14 protein-coding genes are annotated in these 16,417 nt (G+C 71.2%); 10 read left to right on the top strand and 4 right to left on the bottom strand.

Features of this window, described 5'->3' with window-relative positions; translation table 11 throughout:
* Window positions 1–61: 61 nt before the first annotated feature.
* From ACSUPV_RS15925 to groL, 4 genes are all read left to right on the top strand, one after another.
* A complete protein-coding gene (locus tag ACSUPV_RS15925; protein WP_037766962.1) occupies window positions 62–940 on the top strand; it encodes a polysaccharide deacetylase family protein in 879 nt (292 codons plus the stop codon).
* Window positions 937–1,653, top strand: coding sequence for a polysaccharide deacetylase family protein (locus ACSUPV_RS15920; RefSeq protein WP_436947717.1), 717 nt, complete (start codon window positions 937–939; stop codon window positions 1,651–1,653). The genes ACSUPV_RS15925 and ACSUPV_RS15920 overlap by 4 nt, the downstream gene beginning before the upstream one ends.
* Before the next feature lie 222 nt (window positions 1,654–1,875).
* Window positions 1,876–2,184: a co-chaperone GroES gene (gene groES, locus ACSUPV_RS15915; protein ID WP_031119986.1), complete on the top strand. Its 309-nt coding sequence runs from the start codon at window positions 1,876–1,878 to the stop codon at window positions 2,182–2,184.
* 115 nt (window positions 2,185–2,299) lie between these two features.
* On the top strand, window positions 2,300–3,928 hold the full coding sequence (gene groL, locus ACSUPV_RS15910; RefSeq protein ID WP_037766965.1) for a chaperonin GroEL: 1,629 nt from the start codon (window positions 2,300–2,302) through the stop codon (window positions 3,926–3,928).
* A 72-nt stretch (window positions 3,929–4,000) separates the two neighbouring features.
* On the opposite strand, the gene ACSUPV_RS15905 is transcribed toward groL, so the two are convergent.
* Window positions 4,001–4,708 carry an ester cyclase gene (locus ACSUPV_RS15905; RefSeq protein ID WP_031119983.1) on the bottom strand — a complete coding sequence of 236 codons (708 nt, stop codon included), beginning with the start codon at window positions 4,706–4,708 and terminating at the stop codon, window positions 4,001–4,003.
* A 119-nt stretch (window positions 4,709–4,827) separates the two neighbouring features.
* On the opposite strand from ACSUPV_RS15905, the gene ACSUPV_RS15900 reads away from it, so the two are divergent.
* Window positions 4,828–8,346, top strand: a complete 3,519-nt coding sequence (locus ACSUPV_RS15900; protein ID WP_436947716.1) for a hypothetical protein — start codon at window positions 4,828–4,830, stop codon at window positions 8,344–8,346.
* On the opposite strand, the gene ACSUPV_RS15895 is transcribed toward ACSUPV_RS15900, so the two are convergent.
* Both ACSUPV_RS15895 and ACSUPV_RS15890 read right to left on the bottom strand, forming a co-directional pair.
* The gene (locus ACSUPV_RS15895) at window positions 8,315–9,088 is read right to left on the bottom strand and encodes an SDR family NAD(P)-dependent oxidoreductase (RefSeq protein ID WP_031119981.1); all 774 of its coding nucleotides are present in this window, start codon (window positions 9,086–9,088) and stop codon (window positions 8,315–8,317) included. The genes ACSUPV_RS15900 and ACSUPV_RS15895 overlap by 32 nt on opposite strands.
* A gap of 94 nt (window positions 9,089–9,182) precedes the next feature.
* Window positions 9,183–9,851 (bottom strand): MOSC domain-containing protein, encoded by a 669-nt coding sequence (locus ACSUPV_RS15890; protein ID WP_436947715.1) that lies wholly within the window; start codon window positions 9,849–9,851, stop codon window positions 9,183–9,185.
* 80 nt (window positions 9,852–9,931) lie between these two features.
* Between ACSUPV_RS15890 and ACSUPV_RS15885 the strand changes: the two genes are divergently transcribed.
* The gene (locus tag ACSUPV_RS15885) at window positions 9,932–10,828 is read left to right on the top strand and encodes a LysR family transcriptional regulator (protein ID WP_031119979.1); all 897 of its coding nucleotides are present in this window, start codon (window positions 9,932–9,934) and stop codon (window positions 10,826–10,828) included.
* An 80-nt stretch (window positions 10,829–10,908) separates the two neighbouring features.
* Here the strand turns inward: ACSUPV_RS15885 and ACSUPV_RS15880 are convergent, their stop codons facing one another.
* Window positions 10,909–11,238: a WhiB family transcriptional regulator gene (locus tag ACSUPV_RS15880; protein WP_031119978.1), complete on the bottom strand. Its 330-nt coding sequence runs from the start codon at window positions 11,236–11,238 to the stop codon at window positions 10,909–10,911.
* 380 nt (window positions 11,239–11,618) lie between these two features.
* Here ACSUPV_RS15880 and ACSUPV_RS15875 point away from each other — a divergent pair, with 380 nt between their 5' ends.
* The 4 genes from ACSUPV_RS15875 to ACSUPV_RS15860 all read left to right on the top strand — a co-directional run bounded on the left by ACSUPV_RS15875 (window position 11,619) and on the right by ACSUPV_RS15860 (window position 16,189).
* A complete protein-coding gene (locus ACSUPV_RS15875) occupies window positions 11,619–12,230 on the top strand; it encodes a response regulator transcription factor (protein WP_003948568.1) in 612 nt (203 codons plus the stop codon).
* A 487-nt stretch (window positions 12,231–12,717) separates the two neighbouring features.
* Window positions 12,718–13,305 (top strand): sigma-70 family RNA polymerase sigma factor, encoded by a 588-nt coding sequence (locus ACSUPV_RS15870; protein WP_010036508.1) that lies wholly within the window; start codon window positions 12,718–12,720, stop codon window positions 13,303–13,305.
* A 139-nt stretch (window positions 13,306–13,444) separates the two neighbouring features.
* Window positions 13,445–14,947, top strand: coding sequence for an IMP dehydrogenase (gene guaB / locus ACSUPV_RS15865; RefSeq protein WP_031119977.1), 1,503 nt, complete (start codon window positions 13,445–13,447; stop codon window positions 14,945–14,947).
* A 117-nt stretch (window positions 14,948–15,064) separates the two neighbouring features.
* A complete protein-coding gene (locus ACSUPV_RS15860; protein WP_037766974.1) occupies window positions 15,065–16,189 on the top strand; it encodes a GuaB3 family IMP dehydrogenase-related protein in 1,125 nt (374 codons plus the stop codon).
* Window positions 16,190–16,417 lie beyond the last annotated feature (228 nt).

The following is a 16,417-nucleotide window of genomic DNA, read 5'->3' as shown; positions in this document are numbered from 1 at the left end:
GCGAGGATCCGGCACCATGCGAGCAGTCGTACTAAATGACAAAAGCCGGGCATCTGGCCGTGTGCGGGCCGGTCTCGCCGTGCTCGCCCTCGCCGCCATCGCCTCCGGGTGCGCGCAGGGCGGCAGCGACCAGGTCACCCCGGCCGGCGGACAGCAGCCCCTCGACGCGCCCCCGGCCCGCGCGCTCGACTCGTACGCCTCCGAACTGGGCGCCGCGCACGCCGCGCGGGTCGCCGCCGCGCACCGCTGGGGGCTGAGGAACGTCCCGCTGACCGCTTCGCGACCCCCCGAGAGCAAGCCCAGGATCAGGACCCGCGAGGGCTTCGAGGTGGCAGGCCACCGGGAGTCGGACCTCCCGCCCGTGTTCACCAGGATCCCCACCCGGGACAAGGTCGTCTTCCTCACCATCGACGACGGCGCCGAGAAGGACCGGGCGTTCCTGCGGATGATGAGCGACCTGGACGTCCCGTACACCGCGTTCCTCAGCGGCTACCTGGTGAAGGACAACCCCCGCTACTTCCGGAAGATGCAGGCCAGGGGCGTCGTGCTGAACAACCACACCCTCCACCACCCCTATCTCCCGGGCCTGTCGTACCGGGCGCAGAAGCGCGAGATCTGCGGCATGCAGCGCTACATGGAGAAGCGGTTCGGCAAGCGCCCCCGCCTCTTCCGCCCGCCCTACGGCAGCTACGACCGGGCTACCCTGCGCGCCGCCAAGGCCTGCGGCATCACCCACGTCCCGCTCTGGAACGAGGAGGTCTTCGCCGACCGCTGGGAGTACCGCGAGGCGGACCGGGAGCTGCGCCCGGGCGACATCGTCCTCACCCACTTCCGGGGCCCCGAGCAGTGGAAGGGCACGATGCCGGACATGGTCCGCCGCTTCCTGAACAAGGTCACGGCCGAGGGATACGCGGTGGGACGGCTGGAGGACTACCTGTGAGGCGGCGACCGGCCGCCGCCGCCCTGTGCGCGGGCGTCATCCTGCTGGCCAGCTGCGCCGGCGCGGCGGACCAGCGCCCGGGCACCGCCGACGGCCGGGCCCAGGACCCGCTCCCCGCGGCGAGCCATCCCCTCCCGCCCGTCGTGGACCACGTCCCCACCCGCGACCCGGTCGTCTTCCTCACCTACGACGACGGCGCCGAACGCGACCCCCGCTTCGTCGGCCTCGTCCGCGAACGGCGGCTCCCGGTCAGCATGTTCCTCACGGACAGCGTCGTCGGACCCGGCTACGGCCACTTCGCCCGGCTGCGCGCGGTCGGCGCGTCCGTCCAGAACCACACCCTCGACCACCCCGCCCTGCGCGGCCTGCCCTACGCCGGCCAGCGCGCCGAGATCTGCGGCCAGCAGCACAAGCTCCACTCCCGCTTCGGCATCCGCCCCCGCCTCTTCCGCCCGCCCTACGGCACCTACGACGCCACGACCCTGCGCGCCGCCGCCGACTGCGGCATCACGACGGTCGTGCTCTGGCGGGCCTCCCTGGGCGCCGACGGCGACCTGACCTACCGGCGGGGCGGGCCCGGTCTGCGCCCCGGCGACATCGTCTCCGTGCCGTCCGGCGACGCGTCCCTGACCCTGACGGAACGGACGGTGCGGTTGCTGCGGGAGATCGAGGGGAAGGGCCTGCGGGTGGGACGGCTGGAGGACTACCTGTAGGCGGCCGCGGACCCCGCGCGGAGAACTCACCTGGCCGACGCGCCGTCGGCAATTAGCAGTCCGCTTGACCGAGTGCTAATCACGGTCATAGTCTCGGCTCTGGCACTCGACGAAGGAGAGTGCCAACACAGCGACGGGCAGGTCCGGCACCCGCGACGACGGATCCACCTGGTCGCCACCTCAGACAGTTAACCCCGTGAGATCTCCGAAGGGGGAGGTCGGATCGTGACGACCGCCAGCAAGGTTGCCATCAAGCCGCTCGAGGACCGCATCGTGGTCCAGCCGCTGGACGCCGAGCAGACCACGGCCTCGGGCCTGGTCATTCCGGACACCGCCAAGGAGAAGCCCCAGGAGGGCGTCGTCCTGGCCGTGGGCCCGGGCCGTATCGAGGACGGCAAGCGCGTCGAGCTCGACGTCAAGGTCGGCGACGTCGTGCTCTACAGCAAGTACGGCGGCACCGAGGTGAAGTACAACAACGAGGAGTACCTCGTCCTCTCGGCCCGCGACGTCCTCGCGATCGTCGAGAAGTAATTCACCCCAGCACACTGCTTTGAGCTGCGCCCCTGGCCCCCCGCGACACATAAGAAGCCGGGCGCCCGGGGCGCAGTGCCTTTGACTCAGATTCCGGAAGAGGGCTCACGCTCCCATGGCGAAGATCCTGAAGTTCGACGAGGACGCCCGTCGCGCCCTCGAGCGCGGCGTCAACAAGCTTGCCGACACGGTCAAGGTGACGATCGGCCCCAAGGGCCGCAACGTCGTCATCGACAAGAAGTTCGGCGCCCCCACCATCACCAACGACGGTGTGACCATCGCCCGCGAGGTCGAGGTCGAGGACCCGTACGAGAACCTCGGTGCCCAGCTGGTCAAGGAGGTGGCGACCAAGACCAACGACATCGCGGGTGACGGTACGACCACCGCGACCGTGCTCGCCCAGGCGCTCGTGCGCGAGGGCCTGAAGAACGTCGCCGCCGGCGCTTCCCCGGCCGCCCTGAAGAAGGGCATCGACGCCGCCGTCGCCGCGGTCTCCGAGGACCTGCTCGCCTCGGCCCGCCCGATCGACGAGAAGTCCGACATCGCCGCCGTCGCCGCGCTGTCCGCCCAGGACCAGCAGGTCGGCGAGCTCATCGCCGAGGCGATGGACAAGGTCGGCAAGGACGGTGTCATCACCGTCGAGGAGTCCAACACCTTCGGCCTGGAGCTGGACTTCACCGAGGGCATGGCCTTCGACAAGGGCTACCTGTCGCCGTACTTCGTGACGGACCAGGAGCGCATGGAAGCCGTCCTGGACGACCCCTACATCCTCATCACGCAGGGCAAGATCTCCGCCATCGCGGACCTCCTGCCGCTGCTGGAGAAGGTCATCCAGTCCAACTCCTCCAAGCCGCTGCTGATCATCGCCGAGGACGTCGAGGGCGAGGCCCTGTCCACCCTCGTCGTCAACAAGATCCGCGGCACCTTCAACGCCGTCGCGGTGAAGGCCCCCGGCTTCGGCGACCGCCGCAAGGCGATGCTGCAGGACATGGCCGTCCTCACCGGCGCCACGGTCGTCTCCGAGGAGGTCGGCCTCAAGCTCGACCAGGTCGGCCTGGACGTCCTGGGCTCCGCCCGCCGCGTCACCGTCACCAAGGACGACACCACCATCGTCGACGGCGCCGGCAAGAAGGACGACGTGCAGGGCCGCGTCGCCCAGATCAAGGCCGAGATCGAGACCACGGACTCCGACTGGGACCGCGAGAAGCTCCAGGAGCGCCTCGCGAAGCTGGCCGGCGGCGTGTGCGTCATCCGTGTGGGTGCCGCCACCGAGGTCGAGCTCAAGGAGCGCAAGCACCGTCTGGAGGACGCCATCTCCGCGACCCGCGCCGCGGTCGAGGAGGGCATCGTCTCCGGTGGTGGCTCCGCCCTGGTCCACGCCGTCAAGGTCCTGGAGGGCAACCTCGACAAGACCGGCGACGAGGCCACCGGTGTCTCCGTGGTCCGCAAGGCCGCCGTCGAGCCGCTGCGCTGGATCGCCGAGAACGCCGGCCTGGAGGGCTACGTCATCGTCTCCAAGGTCGCCGAGCTCGACAAGGGCAACGGCTACAACGCCGCCACCGGCGAGTACGGCGACCTGATCAAGGCCGGCGTCATCGACCCGGTCAAGGTCACCCGCTCCGCCCTGGAGAACGCCGCCTCCATCGCCTCCCTCCTCCTCACGACCGAGACCCTGGTCGTCGAGAAGAAGGAAGAGGAGGAGCCGGCCGCCGCCGCGGGCCACGGCCACGGCCACGCCCACTGAGGCACCGACCTCTGCCGGAAGCCCCCGTCCCGCCTCGCGCGGAACGGGGGCTTTCCTCGTGCCCGGGCAGGGTCACAGCTCCAGCGGATCCAGCGCCCCGAGCTGCTGCATCAGCCCCAGCCGGTCGTACTGCCACCACCCCTCGGCGATCTTCCCGTCCGGCGTGCAGCGGTGGATGACCGTCCCGGTCATGGTGACGTCCTTCCCGGTCGGCGGGATCCCGAGGAACTCGCCCTTGTGGTGGCCCCGCCAGGTCCACCGGGTGCACACCCGGTCACCCTGCGCCACCTGGTCCTCGACCGTGAACGAGAAGTCGAACCCGCCCCGCCAGACCTCCAGCTCGCGCCGCACCGCGTCCAGCCCGATGACGTCCTGCACGTTCGCGGGGTCGTGGTCGTGGTAACCCTCGATGAACACGTCGTTCAGCGGGGGCGCGTCGCCCCGGCCGGGCGCCAGCTCGAAGAACCGGCGCGCGGTGGCCGCGTTGAGCTGCTCGTCCCGCACCACGTCCAGATCCGTGAAGGTGGGCTCCTCGTCGCAGAGCGCCACCATCTCCTGGAAGATCCGGTCGGTCTCCGGCAGCCCGGAGTTCCGCATGGCCTCCTCGTACGACGGGAACTCCACGATCTCCACGATGTGCGAGGCGTCGGCCCGGTCCTTCGCCACCACACTGTGCGTCGCGGTCCGCTTCCCCTTGGTCTGCTCGACCCACCGGTCCATCAGCCGGTTCATCTCGTCGAGCCGACTGGTCCTGCATTCGATGAGCTGTACGAAGGTCATGGCCTCGCCTCCGGCTCCCCTGGGTCCGGCTGAACAGCACCATTGTCCCAACGGGAGCCGCTCGTCGCCTCCCGGCCCTTTGGCATCATGACGGGATGCGGTGGTGGGGGAAGCGGTCGGTGACCGTCACGGGGAACGTCGGCGCCGCCGTCACGGGGGACGGAAACCAGGTCGTCAACCAGTTCCTCCTCGCATCGCCCCCGCGCTCGGCGTACTGGGAGCACATCCGCGAGATCGTGCCGACCGAACTGGTCGGTCGCGAACGCGAGCTGGCCGAGTTGGCCGCCTTCTGCACCGCCGCTTCGGGCCCGGCGTACGCCTGGTGGAGAGCCGAGGCCTGGGCGGGCAAGAGCGCCCTCATGTCCTGGTTCGCACTCCATCCGCCCCCCGGCGTACGTGTCGTCGCCTTCTTCGTCACGGCCCGCGACGGCGGGTACAACCATGTCGGCCCGTATGCCGTCAATGTGCTGGAGCAGCTGGCCGACCTGGTCGGTGAAGGTCTGCCGCAGCTCACGGAGGAGACACGGCGCGGCCATCTGCTCCGCCTGTACCGGGAAGCGGCCCGGGCCTGCGCGCGACGCGGGGAGCGCCTCGTCCTCCTGCTCGACGGTCTCGACGAGGACCGCGGTGTCACCACGGGTTCCGCGGCGCACAGCATCGCCGCCCTGTTGCCCTCCCGGCCGGAGGCCGGAATGCGGGTGCTGGTCACCGGCCGCCTGAACCCACCGTTGCCGAGCGACGTCCCCCCGCAGCATCCGCTCCGTCAGGCCGTCGTACGGAGGTTGGATCCGTCGCCGTACGCCCAGCTGGTGCGTGCTGAGGCGGAACGCGAGCTGAAGCGGCTGCGGGAGACCGGGGGACTGGCGTACGAGCTGCTGGCGCTGGTGACGGCGGCGGACGGTGGCCTGACGACGGAGGACCTGACGGAACTCACCGGAGCTGCTCGCTACGACGTGCGGGACACACTGAGCACGTATGCGGGAAGGACCTTCCGCATCCGGGCGCACACGTGGCTGCTCGCGCACGAGGGCCTGCAGTCCCGGGCCCTGGAGATGCTCGGTGACACCGAACTGGCCCGCTTCCGAGGCAGGTTGGACGTCTGGGCCGACGGCTGGCGCGCACGGGGCTGGCCGCCGGAGACCCCCGACTACCTGCTGCGCGGATACCTCCAGAGGGTGCTGGATCTCGGCGACCTCACCCGCGCGGTGCGCTGCGCGCTCGACACCACCCGTCACGACCGGATGCTCGCCGTGACGGGTGCGGACGGTGCGGCACTGGAGGAGATCGATGCCGCGGAGCGGCTGCTCGCCGAAGCGATCACCTCCGGAGCCGTCCCGGAGACCGGGGACGCCGCGGCTCCCCCCGCCCCGGGACTTGTTCTCTCCCTGTTCAAGCTGTGCCTTCACAGGGACGCGATCAAGGGCCGAAGCCACGATTTCACCTCGGCCTTCGCCTGGGCCTGGGCCGCCCTCGGGCAGCCGTCCCGTGCGGAGGCCGTGGCCCGCGGTCTGGCGCCGATGCACCGGACGCCGGCGCTGGCCCTGGTGGCGCACGAGTTGGCGCAACAGGGTCTGACCGAACAGGCGAGGGAACTGGCGGGCGCGGCGGAGACGGCACTGAGCAGGGAGGCGTCCTGGCATCTCGCGACCGAGCGCTCCGTCGTCGTGCACCGGGCCCTCGTCGCCGTCGGCCTGAGCGAACGGGCGGACGCCCTGCGGATCAGTGCCCACCCGTTCTCCGACGCCCAGCCGGCGCCGCGCATCGTCCGGACCTGGGTGGAGCACGGGGACCACGATCGGGCACGGGCGGTGGTCGTCGCACAGACGAACCCGTCGCACCGGTCGGCCTGCCTGCGGTCACTCGTCACCTCGTCGCTCGCGCGAGGACAGATCGAGGCGGCTTACGACGCTGTGCGGGAGGCCGGGGACGAGGCACCGAGCAGCACGGTGCTGCGCCTCGCTCTCGCCTTGTGGGACGCCGGCCGGCCGGCGGAAGCGGAGGCACTGCTGGACAACGCTCCCGCGCCCGGGTCGGGCTTCGCGGGCGGGGCCGCCGGCCTCGCCGAAGCCGCCGCGGACGCCGACGACTATCTCTGCGCACTGGTGGAGGGGGGACGGTGGGACGTACTCAGCGACTGGCTCCAGATCCCCGATGACAAGGGGGTTCTCCGGAAGCGGATCGGCCGTGCTCTGGCCACCGGGCTGGTCCGGCGGGGTGACCTCGACCACGCGGAAGCGATACTGAAGGGCCAGTCCGGCGACGAGATCTCCGAGGCCGCCTGCCTCCTGGCGGACGCGCTCGCCCGCCGTGGCGAAGTCGATCGAGTGCGGCGTTTCGCCGACGGTGTCGGCTCGGCGACCACCTGTGCGAAGGTGCTGGCTTCGGCGGCAGAGGGCTGCGCCGCGACCGGGCGACTGAGGGAGGCGGAGTCCCTCGCGGAGTCGAGCGGTTCCCATGACAAGCTCGACTCGCTCGCGCGCGGCGCCGTCGCCCGGGCGCGGTCCGGGCACCGGGAGGAGGCGGCGGCTTTCCTGGCCCGGGTCGAGGACCGGGCTCGCCGGGAGGCCATGGCGCGGCGTTCCGTGTCGGACCGCGCCCGTGTGGCCCGTGCCCTGGCCGACGCCGGCTTCACCGCTGCCGCTCGCGAGGTCCTGGCCGGCATCGAGGACGCGCCGACAGCGGCTCCCTCGACCGCTGAACCGGACAGCGGGTACGGATACGACGAAGAGCTCGGCGATGTCGTGCTCGCGTTGGTGCGGGCCGGCGAGACCAAGCGTGCCGACGCCCTGCTCCGTGCGTCCGGGCCGCCCGGACGGGCCGGGGTGGAGGCATGGGCGGCGGTCACGCGAGCCTGGGTGGAAGCGGGTCAGGACGACCGGGCCGCCAAACTGGTACGGGCCGCGAGGGGTGGTCCGTACGAGGACGACCTCTTGGCGGAGATGGCGGTAGCGCTGGCCGGGCGCGGTGATGCGACCAGGGCGGCGGACCACGCGTCCGCCGTACGGCACGGTCCCTCGCGGATCTCCGCGCGGGCGAGGACCGCCCGTGCCCTGGCCCTGAACGGACGCGAGGACGAGGCGCGCGCCCTGCTGGCCGATCTCCCACCGGCGAACGGAAGCCCCGCCCTGGGGGAGGCGCCCTCGTCGGCCTTGGTCCTGGTGGAGGTGTCAGGGGCCTGGGCCGCTCTCGGGGAGTGGGGCCCAGCCCGAGCCGTGGCCCGTGAGGCGCTGCGTCGTCGCGAGGTCGGTACCGCCATCATCACCGGTTGGCGCATGGTGCGCGCCCTCGTGGACGCGGGGCTGTACGACGAGGCCAGGTGGTTCGTGCGCAGCATCCCGAAGGGCGATGCCCATGAGGCGGCCCGCAGAGAACTCGCCCAGGCCTTCGCCGAAGCCGGCGAAACCGCGGCCGCCCTGAACTGGGTCAGGCCACTCGACGACTACGCCGAAACCGCCGTGGCCCTCGTCCCCGTGGTCGATCCGTCCCGAGGTCGCGTTCTCGCCGTCCACGCACTCCGGCACGGAGGGTGGCAGGAGGCTCTCCCCGCCGTGCTGCATCTCGAGCCCTCAGCCGTGCCGTTCCTCGTCGATGCCTTCCGTCCCGCGCCTACTGCGGCCCGTACTTCCGCCCCGTCTTAGAGGAAACCGCCCCCAGCACCCCCCGCGGCACCAGCTTCGCCGCCCCCATCAGTGCCTTGTACCGCGGGTCCGGGATCGACAGCGTCTTGCCGCGCGCCAGGTCGTGCAGCGCCGCCGCCACCAGCTTGTCCGCGTCGAGCCACATCCAGCTCGGGATGTTGTCCGTGCCCATGCCGGCCCGCTCGTGGAACTCGGTGCGGACGAAACCGGGGCAGAGCGCCATCAGGCGTACGCCGCTGCCGGCCAGGTCGCGGGCCGCGCCCTGGGTGAACTGCACGACCCAGGCCTTGGAGGCGCCGTAGGTGCCGCGCGGCACGAACGCGGCCACCGAGGCGACGTTGACGACGCCGCCGCGGCCGCGCTCCCGCATGGCCTCCGTCGCCGCCGACGTCAGCCGCAGCACCGCCTCGCAGTGCACCTTCAGCATCCGCAGCTCGTCGGCCATGGGGACCTCGAGATAACGGCCCTTGTTGCCGAAGCCGGCGTTGTTGACCAGCAGGTCGACGGGGTTCTTGCGGTCGCCCAGGCGGTCGGCCACCGCCTCGATGCCCTTGTCCTCGGCGAGGTCGGCCGTCAGCACCTCCGCCTCGATGCCGTGCCGGTCGTGCAGCTCGGTCGCCTGTTCCCTCAGCCGCTTGGTGTCGCGGGCGACCAGCACCAGGTTGTGCCCGTCGGCCGCCAGTCGCCGCGCGAACGCGGCTCCGATGCCTGCCGTCGATCCCGTAATCAGAGCCGTTGTCATGGCAGAAGGTTAGTGACCTGGACTGTGCAGGTCCGCTGCCCAGAGGGGCCGTCCGTGGTGAAGGGTCCGTGGAGACCGGCGTGGTGAGCCGCCGTCAGGCCCCGTACTTCTCCTCGTACTCCCGCGCGGTCCTCAGCAGCTCCGGATGGAGCGCCTCGCCCGCCGCCAGCAGCCGCGGCAGCAGCGTCCGCTCGGTCGTCACCGCCCGGAACTGCAGGGCCACCGTCACGTCGTGGTCCGGCCGGTGGACGATCTCGACCGGGTCGCCCGCGCGGATCTCCCCGGGCTCGATCACCCGCAGATACGCCCCCGGCGCACCGCGCCGCGTGAACCGCTTCACCCAGCCCTTCTCACTCAGATGGCCCTGGAACGTACGGCACGGGATCCGCCCGGAGGTGACCTCCAGCACCACCTCGGGCCCGATGCGCCAGCGCTCGCCGATCAGCGCGCCGGACACGTCCAGGCCCGACGTCGTGAGGTTCTCGCCGAACGCGCCGTCGGGCAGGGGTCGGCCCAGCTCGCGTTCCCACTCGTCCATGTCCTCGCGGGCCATCGCGTACACCGCCTGGTCGTCGCCGCCGTGGTGCTCCAGCTTGCACACCGCGTCCCCGGCCAGTCCGCTGCCGCCGATGCCCTTGGGCCCGGGCGCCGACACCCGCACGGGCCCTGCCACCGGCTGCTTGTCGATCCCGGTCACACCCTCCGGATTGTCCGTGTACGGCACAGCCTTGGCACGGCCCAGATTCACCGACAGAAGCTTCATGTCCGCACGGTAGGGGACCGGACCTCAAAGCGTCGACGCATTATTCGGAACATCGCCAAAGGGTCACTTATCCTCGAAGCGTGATCGAAGCTCGTCACCTCCGCGTCCTGCGCGCCGTCGCGGCCACCGGCTCCTTCTCCGCCGCGGGCCGCGAGCTGGGCTGCACCCAGCCCGCCGTCAGCCAGCAGATGAAGGCCCTGGAAACGTCCGTCGGTACCCCTCTGCTGATCCGCACCGGACGCGAGATGCGCCTGACCCAGGCCGGCGAGGCCCTGGTCCGGCACGCCGCCGGGATCCTCGCCGGGCTCACGGCCGCGGAGGAGGAGGTCGCCGCCATCGCCGGGCTGCGCGCGGGCCGGGTCCGGCTCGTCTCCTTCCCCAGCGGCAGCTCCACGCTCGTGCCCACGGCCCTCGCCGCCCTGCGCGCGGCGCACCCGGGCACCCGTGTCTCCCTGGAGGAGGCCGAGCCCCCCGCGTCGGTCGGCCTGCTGCGCGAGGGCGACTGCGACGTGGCACTCGCCTTCCGCTACGAGGGGGCGGCGGGCGCCGGGGAGTGGGACGACCTCGTCGTACGGCCCCTGCTGACCGACCGGCTCGTCGCGCTCGTGCCGGAACGGCATCGGCTGGCGGGCGCGGAGTCCGTCGCCATCGGGGAACTGGCCGAGGAGTCGTGGATCGCGGGCTGCCCGCGCTGCCGGGGGCAGCTGGTCGAGGTGTGCGCGGCGGCCGGGTTCACCCCGCGCATCGACTTCGCCACCGACGACTACCCGGCGGTCGTCGGCCTCGTCGGGGCCGGACTCGGCGTGGCCGTACTGCCCCAGCTGGCCGTCGAGTCGGTACGGCCCCGGGGCGCACGCACGGTGACGCTGGAGCCGGCGGTGCGGCGGGAGATCGTCGCGCTCACCCTGCCCGACCTCGCGCAGGTCCCGGCGGTGGCGGCGACCCTGGACCAGCTGACACGGGCCGCCCGTCGCTAGCGGCGGCTCAGCCACGCCGAAAACCGCACGCCAAAAACCAAGGGCACGCGTACGCGTGCCTGTCTCGCAGAAACGTTCCTTCAGTTGTTCGAGGCGGCGTGCCCGCCGGATGTCGACGCCGACACCAGCCGGTTGCGCGCCCGCCCCATCAGCTCTTCGCGCTCGTCCTCGGTCAGTCCGCCCCACACGCCGTACGGCTCACGCACCGCCAGCGCGTGGGCAGCGCACTCGGCACGCACCGGGCACCTCATGCAGACCTCTTTGGCCGAGTTCTCGCGAGCACTCCGAGCCGCACCGCGCTCGCCCTCCGGATGGAAGAAGAGCGAGCTGTCCACCCCACGACAGGCAGCCAGCAGCTGCCAGTCCCACAGGTCCGCGTTCGGTCCGGGAAGGCGGGAGAAATCTGCCATTACGTGACCCCTTGTAGCCGTTCTTGGCGGATCCGGTGTCCATGACCGTACAACTACGATCTAAGGAGATGAAAATATGACTCATTGCGAATCTAGCTCCAGACACTGCCAAAGCGGAAGAAAAGGGTCTGAATGGGGCATAGGTTGTGATGAAAGTTCGAGGGTCTGTTGCGCATGTCTGCACCGTGTCCGCCCCCTCACGTAGAGTGCCGAAGATGGCAGCCGGCCCCGTAACTCTTTCGAGTGACCGTCGTTGAGAGTGCGAGGCGGTTGAAGGAACAAGCGCTCGGGCAGGCGTCCGAGACGGTCGACCGCACAGGTGACGATTTCGTACCAGCCTGGAGGCTCAAGGTGACGCGCATCAGCTGCGGAGGGCGGCCATGACTTCCGTCCTCGTCTGCGACGACTCCCCGCTTGCCCGAGAGGCGCTCCGCCGCGCGGTCGCGACCGTGCCCGGCGTCGAGCGCGTGACGACGGCGGCCAACGGCGAGGAAGTCCTCCGCCGCTGGGGGGCCGACCGCTCGGACCTGATTCTGATGGACGTACGCATGCCCGGACTGGGCGGCGTCGAGACGGTCCGGCGGCTGCTGTCCGCCGACCCCGGTGCGCGCATCATCATGCTCACCGTCGCCGAGGACCTGGACGGCGTGGCCCTCGCGGTCGCGGCCGGGGCCCGCGGCTATCTGCACAAGGACGCCTCCCGCGCGGAACTCCGCGCGACGGTGACGCAGGCCCTGGCCGACCCGACCTGGCGGCTCGCCCCGCGTCGGCTGCGCTCGGCCGAGATGGGCGCCGCGCCCACGCTCACGGCGCGTGAGATCCAGGTGCTCGAAGGCATGAGCCACGGCCGTTCGAACGCGGAGATCGGCCGCGAGCTGTTCCTCTCCGAGGACACCGTCAAGACGCACGCCCGGCGCCTGTTCAAGAAGCTCGGCGCCTCGGACCGGGCCCACGCCGTGGCGCTCGGCTTCCGGTGGGGTCTGGTGCGCTAGGGCCTGTCGTTTGGATCGGGCCGGTTTCGGCACGCGGCATCCGGCGCGGGCCGGAGAGCGGGGGCACGCGGATGCCCCCGCGCGAGCCGTACGCGCGTGTGCGGAAGCCGGCGGCCGACGGCACCGCCGGTGGGGTCCCGTCCCCGCCCGGGCGAGGTCGAGAGCCCGGGAGGGTGCGGCTGACGACCCACGCCCCCGAGATGATCCGAACGGCAGGCCCCATGGGCGACCGCGCAGGTCGTGGCGGTCGCGGTGAGGGCACGGAAAGCCAGGTGGGCGGGGTCGGGCCGGGGGTCCGTCGGGTGCCCGCTGCTCGTTTCGCCGCGGATGCCGCATCCTTGAGGGTGTGGAGTTCCTCGGGGACGAGTCGGTCGAGCGGAAGGGGAGGGCGCAGGGGATGAGTTCCGGCGCACCTGCTCATAACGCTTCGGTGCACAACAACGGGCGCGGTGCCACGGACCCGGCGGCCGCAAGGCACCATGGACCGATGCGCGACGACGAGGCGGTCAATGCCCAAGGGGCGATCGGCGCGCTCGTCCACCGCGCCGTCGACGGGGACGAGCAGGCCACGCATGATCTGCTCGCCCATGTCCACCCCTTGGCGCTGCGCTACTGCCGCACCCGCCTGTCCCGCCTCCCGGGCGACGCCCGGCACTTCGTGGAGGACCTCGCCCAGGAGGTCTGCGTGGCGGTGCTCCTCGCACTGCCCCGCTACCGGGACACCGGGCGCCCCTTCGAGGCGTTCGTCTTCGCCATCGCCGCCCACAAGGTCGCCGACCTCCAGCGCGCGGCGATGCGCCACCCCGGCTCGACGGCCGTCCCGTCCGACGAGATGCCCGAGCGGCCGGACGACTCGCTGGGCCCGGAGGAGCGCGCCCTGCTCAGCAGCGACGCGGAGTGGGCCAAGAAACTCCTGGCCAACCTGCCCGAGAACCAGCGGGAGCTGCTGCTGCTGCGGATCGCGGTGGGGCTCACGGCCGAGGAGACGGGCCAGATGTTGGGAATGTCACCCGGGGCGGTCCGGGTGGCGCAGCACAGGGCACTGAGCCGGCTGCGGGCGCTGGCCGAGCAGTAGCCCCTTCATTGAACAGGCGGTGCGCCGCTTCCGTACGAACATACGAAGCCCGGTGCGGGCCGGAACCGTGGAATGAGACAGCCCTGCTTCCCGTTAGCATGGACATCCGCACCGATCAAGGCCATTTGGGGAAGGTGTCATGACTGCCAACGTCGACGGAGTGCCCGGTAAATTCGCGACACTCGGGCTGACCTACGACGACGTGCTGCTGCTGCCGGGCGCATCCGAGGTGCTGCCCAACGCGGTCGACACCTCGTCCCGCATCTCCCGCAACGTCCGGGTGAACATCCCCCTGCTGTCCGCCGCCATGGACAAGGTCACCGAGTCGCGCATGGCGATCGCGATGGCCCGTCTGGGCGGCGTCGGCGTCCTGCACCGCAACCTCTCCGTGGAGGACCAGGTCAACCAGGTCGACCTGGTGAAGCGGTCCGAGTCCGGCATGGTCACCGACCCCATCACGGTGCACCCGGAGGCCACGCTCGCCGAGGCGGACGCCCTGTGCGCCAAGTTCCGCATCAGCGGCGTCCCGGTCACCGACCCGGCCGGCAAGCTGCTCGGCATCGTCACCAACCGGGACATGGCCTTCGAGACGGACCGCTCCCGTCAGGTGCGCGAGGTCATGACCCCGATGCCGCTGGTCACCGGCAAGGTCGGCATCTCCGGCGTCGAGGCCATGGAGCTGCTGCGCAAGCACAAGATCGAGAAGCTGCCGCTGGTCGACGACGCGGGCGTCCTCAAGGGCCTCATCACCGTCAAGGACTTCGTCAAGGCGGAGAAGTACCCGAACGCCGCCAAGGACGCCGAGGGCCGGCTGCTCGTCGGTGCCGCGGTGGGCGCCAGCCCCGAGGCCATGGAGCGCGCCCAGGCCCTCGCCGAGGCCGGGGTGGACTTCCTGGTCGTCGACACCTCCCACGGCCACAACAGCAACGCCCTCAGCTGGATGTCGAAGATCAAGTCCAGCGTCTCCGTCGACGTGATCGGCGGCAACGTCGCCACGCGCGACGGCGCGCAGGCCCTCATCGACGCCGGTGTCGACGGCATCAAGGTGGGCGTGGGCCCCGGTTCGATCTGCACGACCCGCGTGGTCGCCGGCATCGGCGTCCCCCAGGTCACCGCCATCTACGAGGCGTCCCTCGCTGCCCGTCCGGCGGGCATCCCGCTGATCGGCGACGGCGGCCTGCAGTACTCCGGCGACATCGGCAAGGCGCTCGCCGCCGGCGCCGACACGGTCATGCTGGGCAGCCTCCTCGCGGGCTGTGAGGAGTCGCCGGGCGAGCTGCTCTTCATCAACGGCAAGCAGTTCAAGTCGTACCGCGGCATGGGCTCCCTCGGTGCCATGCAGTCCCGCGGCCAAGGCCGGTCGTACTCGAAGGACCGCTACTTCCAGGCGGAGGTCGCCTCCGACGACAAGCTCGTGCCCGAGGGCGTCGAGGGCCAGGTGCCCTACCGCGGTCCGCTGGCCAACGTGCTGCACCAGCTCGTCGGCGGTCTGCGCCAGACCATGGGCTACGTGGGCGCCGCCACCATCGGGGAGATGGAGTCCAAGGGCCGCTTCGTCCGGATCACCTCCGCGGGCCTCAAGGAGAGCCACCCGCACGACATCCAGATGACGGTCGAGGCGCCGAACTACAGCACCAAGTGACGCGCACGCGCGCGTGAGGCGTACCCGAGGGCGGTCCCGGAGCATCCGGGGCCGCCCTCGTCGTGCCCGTCGGCGATACTGGAAGACGCTGAAACGCATCAGGGAAAGGCCACAGACGTGACTGAGATCGAGATCGGGCGCGGCAAGCGCGGCCGCCGGGCGTACGCCTTCGACGACATCGCCGTCGTCCCCAGCCGCCGTACGCGGGACCCGAAGGAGGTCTCGATCGCCTGGCAGATCGACGCCTACCGCTTCGAGCTGCCGTTCCTGGCCGCCCCCATGGACTCGGTCGTCTCCCCGGCCACCGCCATCCGCATCGGCGAGCTCGGCGGCCTCGGCGTGCTGAACCTCGAGGGCCTGTGGACGCGCTACGAGGACCCGCAGCCGCTGCTCGACGAGATCACCGAGCTGCCCGCCGAGGCGGCGACCCGGCGCCTGCAGGAGATCTACGCGGCCCCCATCAAGGAGGAGCTGATCGGGCAGCGCATCAAGGAGGTGCGCGACTCCGGCGTCGTCACCGCTGCCGCGCTCTCCCCGCAGCGCACCGCCCAGTTCTCCAAGGCGGTCGTGGACGCGGGCGTGGACATCTTCGTCATCCGCGGTACGACGGTCTCGGCGGAGCACGTCTCCGGTTCGCACGAGCCGCTGAACCTGAAGCAGTTCATCTATGAGCTGGACGTCCCGGTGATCGTCGGCGGCTGCGCCACGTACACCGCGGCCCTGCACCTGATGCGCACCGGCGCGGCCGGTGTGCTGGTCGGCTTCGGCGGCGGCGCCGCGCACACCACGCGCAACGTGCTCGGCATCCAGGTCCCCATGGCGACGGCGGTCGCGGACGTGGCCGCCGCCCGCCGCGACTACATGGACGAGTCCGGCGGCCGGTACGTGCACGTGATCGCGGACGGCGGTGTCGGCTGGTCCGGCGACCTGCCCAAGGCGATCGCCTGCGGCGCGGACGCGGTGATGATGGGCTCCCCGCTGGCCCGTGCGACGGACGGTCCGGGCAAGGGCCACCACTGGGGCATGGAGGCCGTGAACGAGGAGCTGCCCCGCGGCAAGAAGGTCGCCCTCGGCACGGTCGGCACGCTGGAGGAGATCCTCACCGGCCCGTCCCACACGCCCGACGGCTCGATGAACCTCTTCGGCGCGCTCCGGCGGGCGATGGCCACGACCGGCTACAGCGAGCTCAAGGAGTTCCAGCGGGTCGAGGTGACGGTGGCGGACTCGCAGCACCGGCGGTAATCGGTCCCGACGCGGAGAAGGGCCTGGTCACTCGGGGGAGTGGCCGGGCCCTTTTTGCTGGCCCAACTGGCGTTGGTGGGGCGCGTGTTGCCACGGGGGGAAATGGGCGGCGTCGTGGAAGGGGGCGCCCATGGGACGCCACCGCAAGCCCACCCGCTGGGACCGACTCCGTCTTCGGATGGTGCAGTGCCGGAGGAGGTGGATCTTGCGGATTTTCGGATGGTGAGT

Origin of the sequence: Streptomyces sp. SudanB52_2052 (assembly GCF_964272415.1) — a bacterium.
GTDB lineage: Bacteria > Actinomycetota > Actinomycetes > Streptomycetales > Streptomycetaceae > Streptomyces > Streptomyces olindensis.
The sequence above is the reverse complement of the archived record's forward strand: the minus strand, read 5'-3'. Positions and strand labels throughout refer to the sequence as shown.

What these genes read in the sequence shown, in the direction of transcription:
- groL (WP_037766965.1), top strand. Translation starts at nt 2,300, where the DNA reads ATGGCGAAGATCCTGAAGTTCGACGAGGACGCCCGTCGCGCCCTCGAG.
- ACSUPV_RS15905 (WP_031119983.1), bottom strand. Translation starts at nt 4,708, where the DNA reads ATGACCTTCGTACAGCTCATCGAATGCAGGACCAGTCGGCTCGACGAG.
- ACSUPV_RS15895 (WP_031119981.1), bottom strand. Translation starts at nt 9,088, where the DNA reads ATGACAACGGCTCTGATTACGGGATCGACGGCAGGCATCGGAGCCGCG.
- ACSUPV_RS15890 (WP_436947715.1), bottom strand. Translation starts at nt 9,851, where the DNA reads ATGAAGCTTCTGTCGGTGAATCTGGGCCGTGCCAAGGCTGTGCCGTAC.
- ACSUPV_RS15880 (WP_031119978.1), bottom strand. Translation starts at nt 11,238, where the DNA reads ATGGCAGATTTCTCCCGCCTTCCCGGACCGAACGCGGACCTGTGGGAC.
- ACSUPV_RS15875 (WP_003948568.1), top strand. Translation starts at nt 11,619, where the DNA reads ATGACTTCCGTCCTCGTCTGCGACGACTCCCCGCTTGCCCGAGAGGCG.
- ACSUPV_RS15870 (WP_010036508.1), top strand. Translation starts at nt 12,718, where the DNA reads ATGCGCGACGACGAGGCGGTCAATGCCCAAGGGGCGATCGGCGCGCTC.
- guaB (WP_031119977.1), top strand. Translation starts at nt 13,445, where the DNA reads ATGACTGCCAACGTCGACGGAGTGCCCGGTAAATTCGCGACACTCGGG.